13 protein-coding genes are annotated in these 17,962 nt (G+C 62.2%); 5 read left to right on the forward strand and 8 right to left on the reverse strand.

The features are described 5' to 3' along the window. Positions 1–37: 37 nt before the first annotated feature. The 7 genes from tssH to tssB form a co-directional block, all read right to left on the reverse strand. Positions 38–2,581, reverse strand: a complete 2,544-nt coding sequence (tssH, locus tag AACY49_RS12960) for a type VI secretion system ATPase TssH (RefSeq protein ID WP_339524165.1) — start codon at positions 2,579–2,581, stop codon at positions 38–40. Positions 2,582–2,583: 2 nt separating this feature from the next. Continuing rightward, positions 2,584–3,609, reverse strand: a complete 1,026-nt coding sequence (gene tssG / locus AACY49_RS12965; protein WP_258696108.1) for a type VI secretion system baseplate subunit TssG — start codon at positions 3,607–3,609, stop codon at positions 2,584–2,586. Beyond that, the gene (tssF, locus tag AACY49_RS12970) at positions 3,573–5,366 is read right to left on the reverse strand and encodes a type VI secretion system baseplate subunit TssF (protein WP_258696107.1); all 1,794 of its coding nucleotides are present in this window, start codon (positions 5,364–5,366) and stop codon (positions 3,573–3,575) included. The genes tssG and tssF overlap by 37 nt, the downstream gene beginning before the upstream one ends. Further along, positions 5,350–5,793 (reverse strand): type VI secretion system baseplate subunit TssE, encoded by a 444-nt coding sequence (tssE, locus tag AACY49_RS12975; RefSeq protein ID WP_258696106.1) that lies wholly within the window; start codon positions 5,791–5,793, stop codon positions 5,350–5,352. Before tssE ends, tssF begins: the two co-directional genes overlap by 17 nt. 15 nt (positions 5,794–5,808) lie before the next feature. Beyond that, positions 5,809–6,312, reverse strand: a complete 504-nt coding sequence (locus AACY49_RS12980) for an Hcp family type VI secretion system effector (protein WP_258696105.1) — start codon at positions 6,310–6,312, stop codon at positions 5,809–5,811. 282 nt (positions 6,313–6,594) lie between these two features. Next, the gene (gene tssC / locus AACY49_RS12985; protein WP_258696104.1) at positions 6,595–8,082 is read right to left on the reverse strand and encodes a type VI secretion system contractile sheath large subunit; all 1,488 of its coding nucleotides are present in this window, start codon (positions 8,080–8,082) and stop codon (positions 6,595–6,597) included. Between the two features lie 28 nt (positions 8,083–8,110). Continuing rightward, positions 8,111–8,659 (reverse strand): type VI secretion system contractile sheath small subunit, encoded by a 549-nt coding sequence (gene tssB, locus AACY49_RS12990; protein ID WP_320390854.1) that lies wholly within the window; start codon positions 8,657–8,659, stop codon positions 8,111–8,113. A 228-nt stretch (positions 8,660–8,887) separates the two neighbouring features. Between tssB and AACY49_RS12995 the strand changes: the two genes are divergently transcribed. From AACY49_RS12995 to tssA, 5 genes are all read left to right on the forward strand, one after another. Then, positions 8,888–9,337, forward strand: coding sequence for a type VI secretion protein (locus AACY49_RS12995; RefSeq protein WP_320390853.1), 450 nt, complete (start codon positions 8,888–8,890; stop codon positions 9,335–9,337). A gap of 184 nt (positions 9,338–9,521) precedes the next feature. Next, a complete protein-coding gene (gene tssK / locus AACY49_RS13000; protein ID WP_339524172.1) occupies positions 9,522–10,853 on the forward strand; it encodes a type VI secretion system baseplate subunit TssK in 1,332 nt (443 codons plus the stop codon). 18 nt (positions 10,854–10,871) lie between these two features. After that, positions 10,872–11,639 (forward strand): DotU family type IV/VI secretion system protein, encoded by a 768-nt coding sequence (locus AACY49_RS13005; RefSeq protein ID WP_258696100.1) that lies wholly within the window; start codon positions 10,872–10,874, stop codon positions 11,637–11,639. Then, positions 11,636–15,460 carry a type VI secretion system protein gene (locus AACY49_RS13010; protein ID WP_339524175.1) on the forward strand — a complete coding sequence of 1,275 codons (3,825 nt, stop codon included), beginning with the start codon at positions 11,636–11,638 and terminating at the stop codon, positions 15,458–15,460. The genes AACY49_RS13005 and AACY49_RS13010 overlap by 4 nt, the downstream gene beginning before the upstream one ends. Continuing rightward, on the forward strand, positions 15,457–16,545 hold the full coding sequence (gene tssA, locus AACY49_RS13015; RefSeq protein WP_258696098.1) for a type VI secretion system protein TssA: 1,089 nt from the start codon (positions 15,457–15,459) through the stop codon (positions 16,543–16,545). Before AACY49_RS13010 ends, tssA begins: the two co-directional genes overlap by 4 nt. Here the strand turns inward: tssA and AACY49_RS13020 are convergent. Beyond that, on the reverse strand, positions 16,542–17,510 hold the full coding sequence (locus tag AACY49_RS13020) for a 2-hydroxyacid dehydrogenase (RefSeq protein ID WP_320390848.1): 969 nt from the start codon (positions 17,508–17,510) through the stop codon (positions 16,542–16,544). The genes tssA and AACY49_RS13020 overlap by 4 nt on opposite strands. Positions 17,511–17,962 lie beyond the last annotated feature (452 nt).

The raw sequence follows: 17,962 nt of genomic DNA on the forward strand, positions 1-17,962 counted from the left end.
GTAGCTCGAAGTTGCTCTTTGGCTTCATGGGCGGGACTTACTCCAACACCCACTCCGCCAACTTCCCCGTCACCTGCGTCATCAACACATTCTCAACATCCCTCGCACCCGCCGCACTGCACTTGGCCAACACCGCCTGCACAATCCCGGCATCGAACTCAAATTGCTTCCCGGTCGCGGCCTTGTACCGGCCGCGCAGTTTCTCCAGCTTCGCCAACACAATCCCTTCCAGCGTCGCCTCATCCAGCGGCCGATACGACACCACCGTCATGCGCGCCAGAAACGCCGGGCGAAAGGCTTTCAGCAGCACGTTATGCAGCGCTTCGTTGAAAGCATCGGTGCCCAGTTGCGCGACCGGTGTATCGAGCAGCAACTCAGCCCCGACGTTGCTGGTGGCGAGCATCACGGTGTTTTTGAAGTCCACCACCAGCCCGGTGCCGTCCTCCATCACGCCTTTGTCGAAGACGTTGTAGAAGGCTTCGAGCACGTCCGGGTGGGCCTTTTCGATTTCATCCAGCAACACCACGGAATAGGGTTTGCGCCGCACCGCTTCGGTGAGTACGCCACCGCTGCCGTAACCGACATAACCGGGAGGGGCGCCTTTGAGTTGGCTGACGGTGTGGGCTTCCTGGTATTCGGAGAGGTTGATGCTGATCAGGTTGCGTTCGCCGCCGTACAGCGCGTCGGCCAACGCATAAGCGGTTTCGGTTTTGCCCACGCCCGTGGGGCCGACCAGCAGGAATACGCCGACTGGTTTTTGCGGGTCGGTGAGGCCGGCGCGGTAGGCTTGCAGGCGTTGGGCGATGGTGTTGAGCGCGGTGCTTTGGCCCATCACTCGCTGGCCCATGCGCTGGCCGAGGGTGCGCACGGCGTGGGCTTCGTCGGCGAGCATTTTACCCACTGGAATGCCGGTCCAGCCCGCGATCACGGCGGCCACGGTTTTGGCGTCGACCTGTTCCGGCACCAGTGGGTCGTCCTGGCGAATGGCGTCCAGACCGGCCTCGAGCCGTACCAGTTCGGCGGCCAGATGATCGATGCGGCTATCGGTGGCTTCGTCCGGTTTGTCGTTGTCGGCGCGTTCGCTCAAGGTGAGTAATTCGCGACGGGTTTCCAGCAGTTCGCGCACGGCGATCCGTTCTTCGTTCCAGCGGATTTCCAGGTCGCGAATGGCCTGCACGTTACCCACGGATTCGGTTTCCAGCAGGGTGATGCGTTCACGGTGATCGAGCCCGGTGGCCTGTTCACGACGCAGGCGTTCGACTTCGTCTTTGAGGCTCTGCTGGCGATGGCGCAGGCTTTCCAGCGGTGGCGGTACATCGTGCTGGCCGAGGGCGACCCGGGCACAGGCGGTGTCGAGCACGCTGATGGCCTTGTCCGGCAATTGGCGCCCGGAGATGTAACGATGGGACAGTTTCACCGCTTCGTGAATCGCCGCGTCCAACACCTGCACGCCGTGGTGCTGTTCCAGTTTTGCGGCCACGCCACGGAGCATTTCCACGGCGGTGGTTTCGTCCGGTTCCTCCACCTGAACCAACTGAAATCGCCGGGCCAGGGCCGGGTCTTTCTCGAAGTATTTTTTGTACTCAAGCCAGGTGGTCGCGGCCAGGGTGCGCAACTCGCCACGGGCCAGCGCCGGTTTGAGCAGGTTGGCCGCGTCGCTACCGCCTTCCGCGCCGCCAGCGCCAATCAGGGTGTGGGCTTCGTCGATAAACAGAATGATCGGTTTGTCGGCACTGCGCACCGCGTCGATCACGCCTTTGAGCCGCTGTTCGAACTCGCCCTTGACCCCGGCGCCGGCCTGTAACAGACCGAGGTCGAGTACCCGCAGGCTGACTTCCTGCAATGACGGCGGCACATCGCCGGCGGCAATCCGCAGGGCCAGGCCTTCGACTACTGCTGTCTTGCCCACGCCCGGCGCGCCGACCAGGATCGGGTTGTTCTGCCGACGTCTGAGCAGGATGTCGATGCACTGGCGAATCTCGCCGTCGCGGCCGACGATGGGGTCGATGCGCCCGGCATGGGCGTCGGCGGTCAGGTCCTGGGTGTACTGATCGAGCACCGAATCCTGTTTCGGCTGCGGTTTGCCGGCATTGGCAGGACGTGTGCCGCCGACGTGTTCGCGCGAGCTTTCGGTCCACTCCAGCAGGTTGTTGCGCAATGCTTCCCGCGGAATTTTCAACAGCGACGAGGCGCTATTGAGCAGCAGGCTGCGGCGTTCGTCGCGGTCGAGCAAGGCCAGCAGCAGCAAGCCCGAGCGGATGCTCTCGAGGCCGAGCACGCTGGCCTGAACCACTGCGTCTTCGAGCAGGCCGATGGTTTGCGCCGAGAGCGCCGGGGTACGGGTGCTGCCGGATTTGAACAGTTCCAGGGCCTTGTTGATTTCCGCCGTCAGGGCATCGCGCTCCAGGCCGAAGCGCGGCAGCAGCCAGGCGAAGTCGCCGCCCTCGATGTCCAGCAGTTCCAGCAACAAGTGCTCTATTTCGACGTAATGATGACCCCGTTGCAGGCAGCGTTGCGCGGCTCGTTCGAGGGCGCGGCGGTTGTCCGGGTTGAGGCGTCCGATCAGGCTGGCCAGTTCCATGTTCAGGTGATCTCCAGCTGACGAAGGCGGGTTTCGATCCGTTGCACGGCGAGGCTGGTCTGGCGTTGCAGGCCGCCGTTCCAACTGAGCAAGGGCGGCGCCTGGCGACCGAGTTTCATCGGGCTGGCGCCACGCACCAACAGCACCAGCGTGCAATCCAGATCGGGGCCGAAATACAACGCGCTGAGGCTGGCCAGCGCCGGATGGGATTCGCCATCCGGCAGAAACCGCGCTGCCTGCGCCGAGGTCAGCGGGCCGAGGCTCAGGCGGATGCCGGCATGTTCATCCCAGACCCGGGTGCCGGCCACGGCGCTGCGGCCCAGTTGCAGATTGCGCCCACCCGGTTGCAGGCGGCTGCGACTGGCGGGCGGGATTTCCCGCCAGGCACCTTCGTAGGCGCTGAGTGCCACCGGCAATTCGAAGTGCTCGCGCACGATCGCGGCGAAACCGGCCAGGGAGCGACGACCGTCGGCAAACAGCGCGCTGCACGCCAGTACGGCGGAGTCGGGTACGGCTTGACGTTCCTGCAAGGCTTTGGGCAACAACCCGGTCAGCGCCCGCAGTTGCGCCTGCACCGGCGACGCGCCGGGGGCTGTGAAGCCGACCGCAATCCGGTGTTTGCGCATCACTTTGTACAGCAGGCTGAGCAAGCGATGCTGGAACAGGTCGAGGAACTCGGCCGGTGCATGATCCTTGGCCCGGGCGCGTTGTTGCAGCCATTCCTGATAGGCGTAGGGCAGGGGGCCGTCCGGTCCGCCGAGGCCAAACACTGGAGTCGTGAGCGTCGGTGGCTGGCCCGCTTCCTGGGTCAGGTTTTCGATTTCGCTGGCGGAAAACAGTGGCGTCAACGGCCCGCGCAGGCGCAAGGCTTCCGCTTGAGGGGCGGTGCCGCTGCCCAGGGATTCGGCTTGCGGGTGTTCGCGCTCCAGCAGCAGCAACGCTTGCAGCAACTCGAACGCCTGCGGATCGCGCCGCAGCTTCTGGCTCAGGCTCAGAGGGACAGCGGCATGCCGGCTTGGGGTTGCCATGTCTTGACCTCCTTATCTGACTGGACCAGTACCGTGCGCACGAAGCGATTGGCGGTGGCATAGAGTGAAAAGAATTGCGCCAGCACTGCTGAAAACAATACCGCGCTGCTGCCGACGAAATGCTGCGGATCGAGTTGCAGCTGAACTTCCAGCCCATTGCGCCAGCCGCGCCAGGCATCTTCGCCGACATGGGCGATCACCCGTTCACAGCCAAGGCCGAGCAAGCCTTCGATCTGCCGCAGGGCACTGGCTTCGTCACGCAGGTTGTGCAACTGGAGGATTTCCTTGAGGGCATCCAGCGCCTGCGGCCCCTCGACCAGTGATAGATGATTGAGGGTCAGTTGCGACACCAGCCGCCAACGGGACTCGCCGTCCAGGCGCGGCAGGCTTTGCGGGCTGGGTGGGTTGCGCAACCGGGCCCAGGCCACCGGCCCCGGTCGCTCGAAGCCCAGTGGCGTGCCGGCCGGCAGGCTCTGGGCCAGATGCCGGTTGGTGCACAGCAGTTCGGCGGTGAGGCTGTATTCGTTGGCCTCGGACAGCGGGTCGAGCCGGGTGTCCACCAGGCTCACCATCAAGTCGGTGCCCAGGCGATTCGGGGTCATGCCGCTGACCCGTCGCGCGTGCCAATAGCACTGTTTGTCGGTGCCGCCGTGCTGACTGCCATAATAAGCCGGCACCCGTTGCACACCTTGGGCGGAGCTGGCGCGCATCCCCCGGATGCTATGGATCTCGACGCTGTTTTCCCGGTGGCTGTCGGCGATCAGGCGATACTCGCTGCGGGTACCGTCCGGGCGCAGGGGCTCCGAGGTTCGTGGAAACAGGTTGATCGCCGGCGCACAGCCCAAGGCGAAGTCGCTGGCCTGAAGGTGCAGGCGGTTGGCCGGGGCACGATCGAAGACGATGTACAGGTACAGCGTCTGGCTGTCGCTGGTGGCGCCGGCCAATGGAATGTCGAAGAAGTTGAATTTGTCCGCAAAGGCGAAGTACTCGGCGAGCAGGCGCATGCCCGGATGCACGCCGTCCTCGTCCGGCAACAGCACTTCGTCGCTGGCAAAACCGACGATATCTGGCAACCCCGCCAGCACTTTCGGCACGCTGCCGACCGGTCCGGCCAGCACCTTCACGGCATGGGCGCCGAGCAGGTCATACAGGCAGGCGTTGATCACCGGCGAGGCAGCCAGGTGCACGCGCAACTGTTTGATGGTAAGCGTCGACCACTGGCTTTCACCGAGGCAACGCAGGCTCAGGCGCAGGGCTGAGCGCGCCTGCGCCACACCGGTCAGGGCCTGGGCTTCGTCGCTGCCCAGCAACAGCGCTTCGTTGATTTCCACCGGCCACAGTCGAACCGCGGCGCTGGTGCGAAAGTGGATGCTCTCGCCTTTGCTGGTGGTGACGAACAGCGGTGTGTCCCGTGGCAATGGGTAACCATCGTCCAGGTTGCCCTTGCTCGGGTCCGGCTCGAACTGCACGATCGCGCAGGACGGCAGCGGCCGCATGGCCAACGGATAAAGTTGTTCGAGCAAGGCGTCGCTGAATTCGGCGTAGTCGTCGTCGAGCCGCCGTTGCAGGCGTGCCGCGAGCAAGGCGAAACCTTCGAGCAGGCGTTCGACGTGCGGGTCGGGACATTCACCGGGGGACAGTTCCAGGCGTCTGGCGACCTTGGGATAACGCTCGGCAAAAACGCTCCCGGCGTGGCGCAGCCAGGTCAGTTCGCGTTGGTAGTAATCGAGCAGTTGCGGGTCAATCGAGTCGCTCATGACGCACCTCAAGGCCATGGCTGGCCTTCTCGATGACAAATGCCACGGGCCAGTGCTGCTGGCCGCTGCGCAACTCGCCCAGTAGCCGAATGCTCAGTTGCTGCGGATGGCCGGGGACCGGATTGACCTCGACCTCGCCCAGTTGCAGGCGCGGTTCGAAATGGGTGATCGCCTCGCGGATTTCCCGCGCCAACTGACGACGGTCATCGCTGCGCTGCTGTTGCAAGGCGGTCCAGTCAGCGATGCCGTAGTCGAGAATGCTCGGCGGAGAGGTCAGTGGGCGTTGGCCGCGTCGGGTATTGAACAGCCGCAGCAACTCCGTGTGCACCGAGTCGAGCAACCCCTGGCGATCGAACACCTGCACGGTGTCGACCTCGCTTGCGGCGAGGCGCTCGAACAACGGCGGAACAATGCCGGTGCCTGCCATGGCCGACGCGTCCGCTTACTTGGCTTTGATGAGTTTGTTGGCGGCCATGTCCCAGGTCGAGGCGGCCGTGCCTTCCTTGGTGCCGTCGTCTTTCTGGGCGGTGAGCTCCCATTTGATCTTGGTGAAGTTCAGGGAAATGGTTTCCACCGGTTTGCCACCCGTACCGCCACTGACGCTGACGTTGGACAGCACCACGTTGGTCAGGGTGTAGATGATGAACGGCATCAGCTGGCCACTGCCCTCGGCGGCGTTGCGGCCGATGGTGATCTTGGCTTCGGGGATCGGTTTGCCGGCGCAGCAATACTCGTTGAGGGAGGGCGTCGAGCTGTCGACGAATTTGGTCAGGGTGAACTCGCCGATGTGCGGCTTGCCGGAGGTCCGCTCCGAGTTGCTGACGTCGTTGGTCACCTGCATCGCCACGTTGTGGCTGTAGGACATGACTTCGATCTTGTCCTTGTAACCCTCGAGCAGGCTATCGCCTTTGATGTCGCCGCCGAGGTCGAGAATGATTGCATCCATCGCATGAAACTCCTGAAAGTAATCGCTATAGACAAGTGGGTGAATACCCAATGCCAATCAATTAAGCCGGACACTGAACCTGTTAAGCCGAACACTGAATCTGTTAAGTCGAACACTGAATCTGTTAAGCCAAACACTGAACCTGTGGCGAGGGAGCTTGCTCCCGCTGGACTGCGCAGCAGTCCCGTTTTTGGGGCCGCTTCGCAGCCCAGCGGGAGCAAGCTCCCTCGCCACAGGTTTCAGTGCTGCCACAGACTCCAGTGGTGCCACAGGTTTCAGCGGTCAGGCAGCTACCGGTGGCGGCAGGGTCGCGACCAGGCGGATCGACGCGGTCAGCTCTTCGAGCTGGAAGTGCGGTCGCAGGAACACCGTGGCCTTGTAGGCCCCCGGTTTGCCGGCCACCTCGGTCACATCCACCCGGGCTTCACGCAACGGGTATTGCGCCTTGATCTCCTGCGGCGCGTTGTCGTTGATCAGCACGTAGTCGGCGATCCAGTTGTTGAGGTAGGTCTGCACGTTGTCGCGGGTCATGAAACTGCCGACCTTGTCGCGCATGATCACCTTCAGGTAGTGCGCGAAGCGCGAGGCTGCAAGCACGTACGGCAGCATTGCCGAAATCCGCGCGTTGGCGTTCGCTTCGTTGGTGTTGTACAGCTTGGATTTGTTGGTGGTCTGGCCGCCGAAGAACACCGCCACGTCGCTGTTTTTCTTGTGGCACAGGGCGATGAAGCCGAGGTCGTTGAGCTCTTTCTCACGACGGTCGGTGATCGCCACTTCGGTCGGGCATTTGAGCGACAGATCGCCCGAGGTGGTGCGGAAGGTATGGGCCGGCAGGCCTTCCACCGCCCCACCACCTTCGGCACCGCGAATCGCCGCGCACCAGCCGTATTTGGCAAAGGCTTCGGTGATCCGTTGCGACAAGGCCCACGCGGCGTTGCCCCACAGGTACTTGCCGTGGTCGCTGCCGTTGACGTCTTCGACGTAATTGATGCCTTCCACCGGCGACGTATCAGGACCGTAAGGCAGGCGCAGCAGGAAGTGCGGCAGCACCAGCGACACGTAGCGCGAATCTTCGCTTTCGCGGAACGAGCGCCATTTGATCAGTTCCTGGCTCTCGAACACTTTCGACAGATCCCGCGGCACCGCCAGTTCGGTGAAGCTGTTCATGTCGAACAGCCGTGGGCTGGCAGCGGCAATGAACGGCGCGTGAGCGGCCGCGGCGACGTTCGAGAGTTTCTCCAGCAGGCCGATGTCCTGCGGGTGCCGGCCGAAGGTGTAGTCACCCACCAGCAGGCTGAACGGATGGCCGCCGAAGGTGCCGTATTCCTCTTCGTAGATCTTCTTGAACAGTGCGCTCTGGTCGAACTCGACGGCTTTTTCCAGGTCGTTCTGCAACTCTTTTTGAGTCACGTTGAGCAGGCGCAATTTCAGCCGGGTACTGGTCTCGGTGTTCTGCACCAGCATGTGCAGGCCGCGCCAGGACGCTTCGAGTTTTTGCAGGTCCGGGTGGTGCAACACTTCGTTGAGCTGAGCGCTGATCAGCTCGTCGATCTGGCTGATGCGGTCGTTGATCATCGCCACGGTGTCCTTGTCGATGGCCATGCCTTCGTCGAGTACCTGGGTGGCGAATTCCGCGAGCATGTCGCGGGCGTAATCCTGCTGGCTGTCGTCATGGGCCATGCGGCCTTTGGCGATTATTTCATCGAGCAGAGACAAGGTCTGGGCTGCACTGTCGCTGGCTTGGCTCTGGGCGGCGGATGAGGCGGGCATGGCGAATTCTCCCTAAGTGGATGAACGATCAAGCTTGTGGTTCGGCCGGTACTTCTGCATCGCCTGCGGGGGCAGGCGCGGCGGCTTCCGGACGGGCCGACTTGATCTCTTGCAGTCCCTCGGTGTTGGCAATGACGTCACGCAACAGCTTGTCCAGATCATCGTTGCCGTCGAGCTTGGTCAGCAGGTCGCGCAGACGCTGGCGAGCTTCGAACAGGCGCCGCAGCGGAGTGACTTGCTCGACCACCTTGACCGGGTCGAAGTCATCGATGTGTTTGAAGTTCAACTCGATGTTGAGTTTGCTGTCATCGCCGCTGAGGGTGTTGGTGACCTGCAAGGTGGCGCGCGGGCCGATCGAGGCGAGGACTTCATTGAAGTTGTCGCGGTCGATTTCGGTGAAACGCCGTTCATTCAATTTCGGGAGTGGTTCGAGAGGTTTGCCGGAGAGGTCGGCAAGAATACCGACAACCAACGGCAATTCTTTTTTCTCGATCGCGTTGCCGATTTCGACGTCGTAGGTGATTTGCACCCGGGGTGGGCGAACCCTGTCTAGCTTGTGCTGAGTACTTTCTGCCATGGTGGCTGACTCCGATGCATGAGGCGGGTGCAATGCATCGGGAGGCCCGTTTCATCGCATTCCCTTACTGGACCGTAGGTTAGAAAGGGAGGGCAGAGGACCTGTCATTCCTTTGACGAACCTTCCACATTCGTCGTGCCGACCGAACTACCCAAGACGCTAGAACAGGTCTATAAAAAAGCAAACAAAAAACAATTTTGGACCGTGTCGAGAAAAGGAAAATTCAATTTGTACACACGTCTTTTTTCTTTGCTTGTGCTGCTGTCGCTCGCCGGGTGTTCGTTGTTCGGGCCTCGTGTCGACCTCGATAACCTGACGCTGGACGTCGCGCCCCGCGCCAACGATGACACGCCGATCGCGGTGGACTTCATTGCGGTGAACGACGTGGATCTGCTCAAGCAGTTGTCGGGCATCACCGCCCGCCAGTGGTTCGCCGAACGCGAGCAGTTCCAGCGCGACTACCGGCAGCTGATGACGGTCTGGGGACTGGAGCTGGTACCCGGTCAATTCATCGACAAACAACCCTTCCCGCTGGGGGGCAAGCGGGCGGCTGGACTTTTAGTCTTCGCCAGCTATAACACTCCCGGAGCACACCGGTTACGGCTGGACGATCAGAGCAACGCCTGGCTCAAGTTCGACAGTCGCGAGATGACGCTGGTCAGCGATCACCCGAACTGAACACAGAGGTTGAGGTGCGCAAACTTGTGGGAGCGAGCCTGCTCGCGATGACGGCGGTACATTCAGCATCCATGTTGGCTGACCCACCGCTATCGCGAGCAGGCTCGCTCCCACAGGGGCTGCGGTGTTCAAGTCAGGCCGCCCATTTTTTTGCGCGGCGCCACGAGAGGTCGAAGGGAATCGTATGAGTCTGCTACCTGACGCGGTTTGCTGGCATGAGGGCATGCAGTTATTGCCCCAGCATTTTCAGTTGCAAGGGCTGCGGGCCGAGGCGCTGGTGGCGCATTTCGCCCAGGCCTGTAATCCGTGGTTCTGGGGCGTGACTCGTGTTGAGTTCGATCCTTCGGCATTGAGCGCCGGGCTCGTACGATTGATCAATGTGCAGGCGACCTTGCCGGACGGTTTGCCAGTCAATCTGCAGGCCGGTGTGGGGCCGATGCTGGAGCTCGACGTCAGTGAAGCGATCGATGCCACGGACAACGCCACCGTCACCGTGTACCTGGCAATCAGCCCGCTGTGGCGCGCCGGGCAATTGCTGCCGCTCAAGGGGCGATTGCAGTCGGTGGTCGGCGACGCATTGCCGGACCTCACCAGTGGCGAGTACCCCGAATCGATCACCGTCTGGCGTCCGAACCCGCGTTTGTGCACGCAACTGAACAAGGCGGATTCCGTCTGCCTGCCGCTGCTGAGGATTCGCAAGGAAGGTGGCGGCTTTCTTCAGTTGCCTTACACACCGCCGACACCGTGCCTGTTGCCCGAGTCGGTCGTGGGTCGCCGCGTGGCGGGGCTGTGCGCCAGGGCGCGGGAGAAATGCATGTTCCTGGCCGGTCGTTTGCGCCAGGCGCAACAGGCCGGCAATCAGGACGACGCGATGGAAATTCGGCGCCAGTTGACCGCGCTCTGGGCGCGGCTGCCGGAGGTCGAAGGTCTGCTGAGCAGTCGAGTGGCCACGCCGCAGGCGTTGTATGGCTTGTTGCTGGGGCTGGCCGGCGCCTGGTCGGCGCTCGATCCATTGGCCGGGGTTCCGGCCTTCGCGCCGCTGGATTTTCTTGAACTGCAGCGCGGTTATGAAGCTGTACTCGATTGGCTGGAAAAGACCCTCGAACTGATCCGCGCCGGTTATCGCAGCCTGGCATTCGAACGCAGCGAACAGTTCTTCTCGATTCAATTGCCCGACGACCAGCCGAGCCAACGGCTGGTCATCGGTTTGCGCATGCCCAACGGTGCCAGTGAGCAGGCCGCCAGCGAATGGCTGAGCGGGGCGATCATTGCGTCGCAGCCGCACATCGCGCTGCTCAGTCGTCAGCGCATGAGCGGTTTGTCCCATCAGGCCATGAGTCGCAATGAACAAGTGGCCTACAGCGTCGGTGACGATACACGGTTGTTCGTGGTGACGGCCGAAGGCCAATGGTTCGACGGGCAGTTGCCGTTGCTGATTGCCGCACCGGCTTCCAGGCTGGTCAGCAGTCCATGGCAAGTGGTGTTGTTTGTGGCCCAGGCGAGTGAAAGTGCTTGATCAAGGAAGGAACGTCATATGTCTGAGGGGAATGCCGGGACGGGTACACGAGGCCTCCACGAAGCGCCGCTGAGCAGTGCTTTTCGTCAGGCCTGGCAGCAATGGTCCCAGGACTGGAGCCAGTTGCCCAAGGACAGCGAAGACGAGGCGCTGGTGGACGCGGTGGTCGAACTGTCCACGCAAATCTCCCAACGACTCTGGCGAACGGCCTTCGCCAAAGTCGGTGATGCCGCCGCCGAGCAAGTCAAAGCGTTGGTCTACGCCTTTGTCGCGCTGGTCGATGAAACCTTGCTGTTCACGCCGTGGCCGGGCCAGTCGGCCTGGCAGGAAAAACCCTTGGAGTCGCGGATGTACGCCAGTCGTCAGGCCGGCGAGCGGATACCGTTGGCCATCAAGGAACTGCTGGACGAGCAGGTTCCCACTACCCGCGATCTGGCCAATGTCTATTTGCAGTGCCTGGTGCTGGGGTTTCAGGGGCGGCTGCGGGGCGAACAGAATCAGGCCCAGCATGAAAAATGGCGCCTGGCGCTGTTCACGTTTGCCTGGCAGCACGAGGCGGATTATGCCGATGTCAGTGCCCGGCTCGAACAGCCTTCGGCGGTGACGCCGCTGCAATTGCCGGTACGACTTTCGTTGCCCGACGGTTTTCGCCTGGGCCTGGGGATTCTCGCCGTGGTCCTGCTGCTGACCGGGTTGGGGCAGTTGTTCTGGCGTGACATTCGTCAGGAGCTCGAACCGGTCTTGCAACTGACCGATTCGGTGGCCACCTCGGAGCAAGACTCATGAGCACGCTGGGGATTATCGGCCTCATCATCGCCGTGCTGTTGGTGCTGGCGATTGTCGCCGTGGCGGTCTGGTGGTTGCGCACGCAAAGCGGGGCGGCGATTCGCAGTTTTTACCTGGCGGTGCGGCAGATGGAGCAGGAGCAGGGCACCCAGGACCGTTATCAGATTCCATGGCTGCTGATGCTCGGCAACGAAACCCAGGGCACCCAGCTGTGCACCCAGTGGCGTTTGCAGCCCACCGACAAACCGGGTTGGTTCGGTCGCTGGTGGTCGGACCCCGAAGGGGCGGTATTGGTGGTGCCCCAGGCGCTGTTTTTGCCGGATGAAGGCATGCACCTGCAACGGGGTGGCTGGTGGCGCTTGCTGGGGTTGATCCTGCGCTTGCGCAGTCAACGTCCGCTGGACGGAGTGATCTGGACGGTGCCGATCAGTCGGCTGGGCAATGCCGAGCAGGCGGCGGCCCTCGGCCTGGCGGCGCGTAGACGCTTTATCGATTTGTTGCAACGCTTCGGTTTGAGCCTGCCGGTGTACGTGGTCATTACCGGCATGGAAGAGTTGCCGGGCTTTCAGGAGTTGATCACCGCGCTGCCGGTCGAGGCCCGCGAATGCACGCTGGGCTGGTCCTCGCCCCACGGGGCGGATGCGGTCTGGCAGGCGCAATGGAGTGATCAGGCGCTGGATCAGGTCAATCGGGCCCTGGCGGAATCGATCATCGAAATCGGCGCCTTGTCCGGGCAGTTAAGCGTCGATTTGTATGGCTTGCCTGAACGTTTCGAAGCGTTGCGGCGCAATCTGCAAAGCCTGCTGGAGCCGGTTTTCCAGGGCAATGCACAAGGCGAGGCCCCGCGTTTTCGCGGTGTTTATTTTACCGCCAACCAGCCATCGGACGACGCCATCGACGGGTTTTCGGCCTACGACACCGTGTTGCAGCAGAGCGCCTTCGCCCGGCAATTGTGGCAGCGGCGGGTGGTCGCCGAGCGCGGTCTGGCGCTGGTGGTGCCGCGCCTGTTACGCCTGCGTCAGCGCTGGCAGCGCGTGACCGGCGGGGTGGCGCTGGTGGTTGCGTTGGTCTGGGGCGCGGGCATGCTGTGGGTCTGGCAGGATTCGGTCAAGGAGGCCCATGAACTGTCGCGCCTGCTGCAGGGGGCGCAGAAAAACTACGCGGCGGTCACCGATGAATCTCATCGGCTGGAGTCGACCCGGCGCAACGTCCAGGGTTTCTGGCGAGTGCTGGAAAAGGCGCCGGGCTGGAGCTTCACTTCAGTGGTATTTCCGACCTCCTGGTTCTCTTCACTGGATGCGCAGTTGGCGAGCGAGTTGCGCCTGACCGCCCAGAGCCATTTGATGTTGCCGTTGCGCGACCTGTTGAGCGCGGAGCTGGCGCAACTCAAGACCATCCGCAACACCGAACGACGGGGCAACGTCGAAAGCGAAGATCCTGCCCAATGGCAAAACTACGTCAAGGCCAAGGATCTGGTGGAGCGTGCGGTGCGTCTGGAGCAGCAGAACCAGTGGTTCAGTCAGGCGCTGAACAATCCCAAGGCTCCCCTCGAAGACCTGGTGTTGCTGAGCAACAACGCGTTGTTGCTGAACCTCAACGTCGGCACGTTGCACCGCGCCGGTTTTTACAACCGGGCGTTGTTCGATGCTGACGGCAGCGACTTGCGACCGCTGGATCTGACCGTCGAGCGCCCGGTGATCGAGGAAAATTTCCTCGGGCTCATGGAGCGCTGGCTGGACCAATATTTCCTGGCCGACAATTTCGTGCGCCAGGCCGGTTATCTCAAGCTGCATCTGGAACGGCTGGAAGCCGGCAGTGGCAACTCCCTCACCGAGCTCGAGGATTTGCGAGCACTGGTCGATGACCTGCAAACCGTGATCGGCTTGACGAATTCGGCGTGGGGCCGTGGCAAAGGTCAGGACCTGGTGCCTGGGTATCGCGAGTTGCTGGACAACGTGCGCAAAAGCGCCTTGCTAGGGCCGCAACTGGAACAACAGTTGGAAATGCAGGCGGCCAAGCTGCAACAGAGCTTTCGCGATCAATGGATCGTCCAGGCCGGCTCCCGGGATAATTTATTGATTCAGCAAGGCAGCGGACAACTGGTCTTGCAGGAACATGTGGTGCAGCTCAACAACGCGGTACAGGCGCTGTTCAAGCGTGATTTCGTGGCCATTGCCTTACAAGCGGATCGCTCCGAAGCCCCAAATGGGCAAGGGCAGGGCGTTGATGGCGACGACCTCGACAGTGCGCTGAACTATTTCGCCAGCTACAAGAGTTACGCCGCCGAAGAGTTGCCACGCATTCCCCCGGCGTATCGCGGCGCCTTGTTGCAAGCGGCCGAAGGCGCGGTGGTCAAGGCCATGTTGTCGAGCCTGCGCGAGCACAATGCGCAGGTCCACAGTGGCGTCTTCAATGTGCAGGCGCCCCAGGCGATTGCCTTGCAGAAAGCCTTTATCGAGGTGCGCCGCAGCGATTTGGCCACGCGTTTGCAAACGGCCTTGAATCGCCGGGCCTTGGCGGACATCGTCAGCGGCCTCGACGAAATCATCGCCCAGCCGCTGTTCAGCGGCCGCACCGAAATCAGCCAGTGGGACGGCTCGAAAAACCTCGGCCTGCAACTGTATGGCGCCAGCGACGTGCAGGATTTGAAACTGAGCCTCAATCAGCAATTCAACACCATGCTCGGTATTACCGAACGACGCACCTCGGCGCTGGAATGGCTGAAAGTCCAGCAACAGAATCTCTCGGCGTTGGATTATGAACGCGTGACGCAGTTCAGTGCGCTCAACGACGAACTGCTCAAATACAAAGAGCAGAACCCCGCCAGTTCGCCGGCACAGATCGAGCAATTGGTGAGCCGTGATTTCATCGAAATGGACGTCGCGTCCTGTGGCCAGATTCTGCAAACCGCCAACCTGTCCGGCGGGCGCGAAACATTGGCGTTGCGCGCGGTGGATCTGCAACAAACCGCCATGCAACGCTGCCAGTTCCTGCAACAGCAACAGGCCGCGGCGGCGTGGAACGAGCTGGCCAACTATTTCAACCAGTACCTGGCGGATCGCTTTCCGTTTGCCAACGGCCTTCAGGCTACCGACGCCGACCCGGCCAGGGTTCAGCATTTGCTGGAGCTGATCGACAAGCGTTTGCCGGTGGCGCAGGCCGGATTGCCGCAGAGCCAGACCCCGGAACGGTTGGCCGCCGAAGACTTTCTCAATCGCCTGAAGCAAGCCAGCACCTGGCTGGGGCCGATGTTCGTGCGCGACAAGAGCGGTGTGCTGGGAGTGGAGATGGACGTGCGCTGGCGCACCGACCGAGAGGAAGAACGCGGTGCCGATCAGGTGATTGCCTGGGGCTTGAATGCCGGCAATCAACAGATCAACTACCCCGGCGAGGCTCAGCAGAACCTGCGCTGGATGGTCGGCCAACCGATCCGGTTGACCTTGCGTTGGGCCAGGAATGGCTACCAGCGCCCGGCCAACGATCCGTTACAGCCGAGCCTGGTGGTGCGGGACCTGGAAGCGGGATGGGAGTACAGCGGTCCATGGTCGTTATTGCGCTTGATGCGTTCGCATGTATCGGTGCAGCGCCAGCCGAACATGGACTACACGGACTTTCCATTGACCTTGCGCCTGCCCGTGACCACGCAGGCCAGCACCACCACCGCGGAGCAAACCCTGATGTTCGTGCGCCTGTCGTTGATGACCCAGGGCTCGAAATTGCCGCTGTCCGTTCAGCCCCTGCCGACCCGGGCCCCGCGTTCACCGTTCATGGTGACGCGGTCGACCGCAGCCATTGAATCCCATGAGGAGGAGGGCCTGTGAATCAACCTTCAACACCGTTGCCGGAACTGATTGCGCAACTGCTCGAACCGATCAGCGAGGAGGCGCCTTGTGGTCAGGATTTGCGTTATGAGCCTGAGTTCGACCGATTGCGCGAACTGCGCCGTGAGGACGACACCAGTTTGCCGACGGGGGTGTGGCAGTCGTCGATCAAGCGTGCCCAGTGGCCGGAACTGGAAAAGCTTGCCACGAGCCTGCTGCTCGAACGCAGCAAGGATTTGATGCTCAGCGCCTGGCTGGGGGAGGCCTGGCTGCATCAGGACGGGCTCGAAGGCTTACCGGGCAGCCTGGCGCTGGTTGCCGGGTTATGCGAGCGCTATCCCGAGCACCTGCACCCGCAGGCTGAGGATGGCGACCAGTCATGGCGAGTGATACCGCTCGAATGGCTGGCGCGACGCTACACCGAAGTGTTGCTGACCCGAGTGCCGCTGTTCGATTCGCACAACGGAGAATTCGATGGCTTCTGTCTGGATGCCTGGCGTCGCTTGCAGTTGCAACAGGTGCTGGCCAGCGACAGTAAAGCGGCCAAGACCTCGGCCGAGAACGCCCGCAACGAACAGAAAAAACTCACCGAACAGATTCGCGCCACTCCGTTGTCATTCTGGTTGCGCAGCCAGGGCAGCCTGTTGCTGAGCCTGCAACACCTGCAACGCCTGGACAACTGGAGTGATACCTGGCTCGGCAACCAGGCCCCGGGCTTCAAAGCGTTGCAAGACGTGATCAAAGCATTGTTGACGCTGGTTCAGGAGTTCATCGCCATGCATCCACGAAAACCGACCCCCGCGCCTGTCGAAACGCCTGCGGTGGCGGCATCGAGCCCGGCTGCGGTGCCGGAAGTCATCCCGGCGCCCCAAGTGTTCAGCGAGCCGGCGAATCGTGAAGAGGCGTACCGGCAATTGCTGTTGATCGCTGACTATCTGGCGCGCACCGAACCCCACAGCCCGGTTCCCTATCTGATCAAACGGGGCGTGGAGTGGGGCAACAAGCCCCTGAGTGAGCTGCTTGGGGAGCTGATCAGCGCTGATGCCGAATCCCGGCGACTCTGGACGCTGTTGGGCGTTCTTTAGTGAAGCCGGGCGGCCGCCGACGGCGGCGGTAAAGCAATGGGGGTGAGTACCGGTTGACCGGAAAAAAACGCCGTCAGGTTTTTGCCGGCCAGTTCCACGGTGCCTTGGGTGGCCTCCGGGGACAATCCGGCGACATGGGGGGTCAGAATCACGTTGGCCAACCCCTTGAGGGCGTCCGGCACCTGGGGTTCGTGATCGTAGACATCCAGCGCGGCGCCGGCGATCCGTCGCTGTTCGAGCGCGCTGATCAGGTCCGCCGTGACGATCACACTGGCCCGGGCGATATTGACGATGAAGCCGTTGGGCCCCAGGGCATCAAGCACCTGCCTGTTGATCAGGTGTTGGGTGCCGAGCCCGCCGGGTGCGGCGACTATCAGAAAATCCGAGTGGCGTGCCAGTTCGGTAGGCGTCGAACAGAAGCTATAGGGCACGTCGCTGCGATGTTGGCGGTTGTGGTAGCTCACGTTCATGTCGAAGCCGTTGGCTGCACGTTTGGCGATGGCGATGCCGACGGCCCCGAGGCCGAGGATGCCCAGGCGTTTGCCGGCCAGGGACGGGCGCATGATTTTCGGCCACTCGCCCCGACGCACGGCGGCATCGGCTCGAGGAATATCCCGCACCAGCGCCAGCAACAACGCCATGGCGTGATCGGCGACGGAAGAGGCATTGACGCCAGCCCCGTTGGTGACGGTGATGCCACGGTCGGCGGCGGCTTGCAGGTCGACGTGTTCGTAGCCGGCGCCGATCACACAGATGATCTTCAGGTTGGGCAGGGCGGCGATTTCATTGGCGTACAGGCCCAATGGGCCGCGCGTCAGCACCGCCTCGATCTGACTGCCCTGTCGGGCAATGGCGGCGGCGCGCTCGGCCGGGGTTGGGGCCAGGATCAAATGAAACCCCTGACGTTCGAGAATCGGCAGGTAGTCATTGATGGTTTCAACCAGTACCAGAACAGTTGCGGTCATGCTGGGCTCCTGTGGGCAGCGGAGTGTCGGGGCTTGAACGTCGCGTCAGATTGCTGACTCCAGAGCGAATTGGCAATGGCCCACAGTCATAGGCTATTGGTTGGCAAGCACTCGTGCAGGCGTTGGCGATACCGGCGAACTTCTTAGATACAACACTAGATCAGAGCGCGGCAGATGGAGAGGGTTTGTCCGCGATGAAATAGCTGTAGCAGCTGTCGAGCCTGCGAGGCCGCTACAGCGAACGCAGCCTTTGGCAGCTGCTACATGTGGGGAGGTTCTATGCTTGGCACTGGTCCAAAGTCTGGTGGGATGAACCGGGACAAAGCGGTATGAAGCCGGAAAGCCAAGCCTAGCAGGGGGGCCAGGACAAACCGTATGTCGGGACCAGTGCCAAAGCAGCGCCAAACAATAAACAGTAAAATTTAGACACTGGGGCTGTCCCAGTGGCAAAT

Origin of the sequence: Pseudomonas sp. EL_65y_Pfl2_R96 (assembly GCF_963970905.1) — a bacterium.
Classification (GTDB): Bacteria; Pseudomonadota; Gammaproteobacteria; order Pseudomonadales; family Pseudomonadaceae; genus Aquipseudomonas.

Coding starts and splice junctions, on each gene's coding strand:
- tssH (WP_339524165.1), bottom strand. CDS start 2,581: ATGGAACTGGCCAGCCTGATCGGACGCCTCAACCCGGACAACCGCCGC.
- tssG (WP_258696108.1), bottom strand. CDS start 3,609: ATGGCAACCCCAAGCCGGCATGCCGCTGTCCCTCTGAGCCTGAGCCAG.
- tssF (WP_258696107.1), bottom strand. CDS start 5,366: ATGAGCGACTCGATTGACCCGCAACTGCTCGATTACTACCAACGCGAA.
- tssE (WP_258696106.1), bottom strand. CDS start 5,793: ATGGCAGGCACCGGCATTGTTCCGCCGTTGTTCGAGCGCCTCGCCGCA.
- AACY49_RS12980 (WP_258696105.1), bottom strand. CDS start 6,312: ATGGATGCAATCATTCTCGACCTCGGCGGCGACATCAAAGGCGATAGC.
- tssC (WP_258696104.1), bottom strand. CDS start 8,082: ATGCCCGCCTCATCCGCCGCCCAGAGCCAAGCCAGCGACAGTGCAGCC.
- tssB (WP_320390854.1), bottom strand. CDS start 8,659: ATGGCAGAAAGTACTCAGCACAAGCTAGACAGGGTTCGCCCACCCCGG.
- tssK (WP_339524172.1), top strand. CDS start 9,522: ATGAGTCTGCTACCTGACGCGGTTTGCTGGCATGAGGGCATGCAGTTA.
- AACY49_RS13005 (WP_258696100.1), top strand. CDS start 10,872: ATGTCTGAGGGGAATGCCGGGACGGGTACACGAGGCCTCCACGAAGCG.
- AACY49_RS13010 (WP_339524175.1), top strand. CDS start 11,636: ATGAGCACGCTGGGGATTATCGGCCTCATCATCGCCGTGCTGTTGGTG.
- AACY49_RS13020 (WP_320390848.1), bottom strand. CDS start 17,510: ATGACCGCAACTGTTCTGGTACTGGTTGAAACCATCAATGACTACCTG.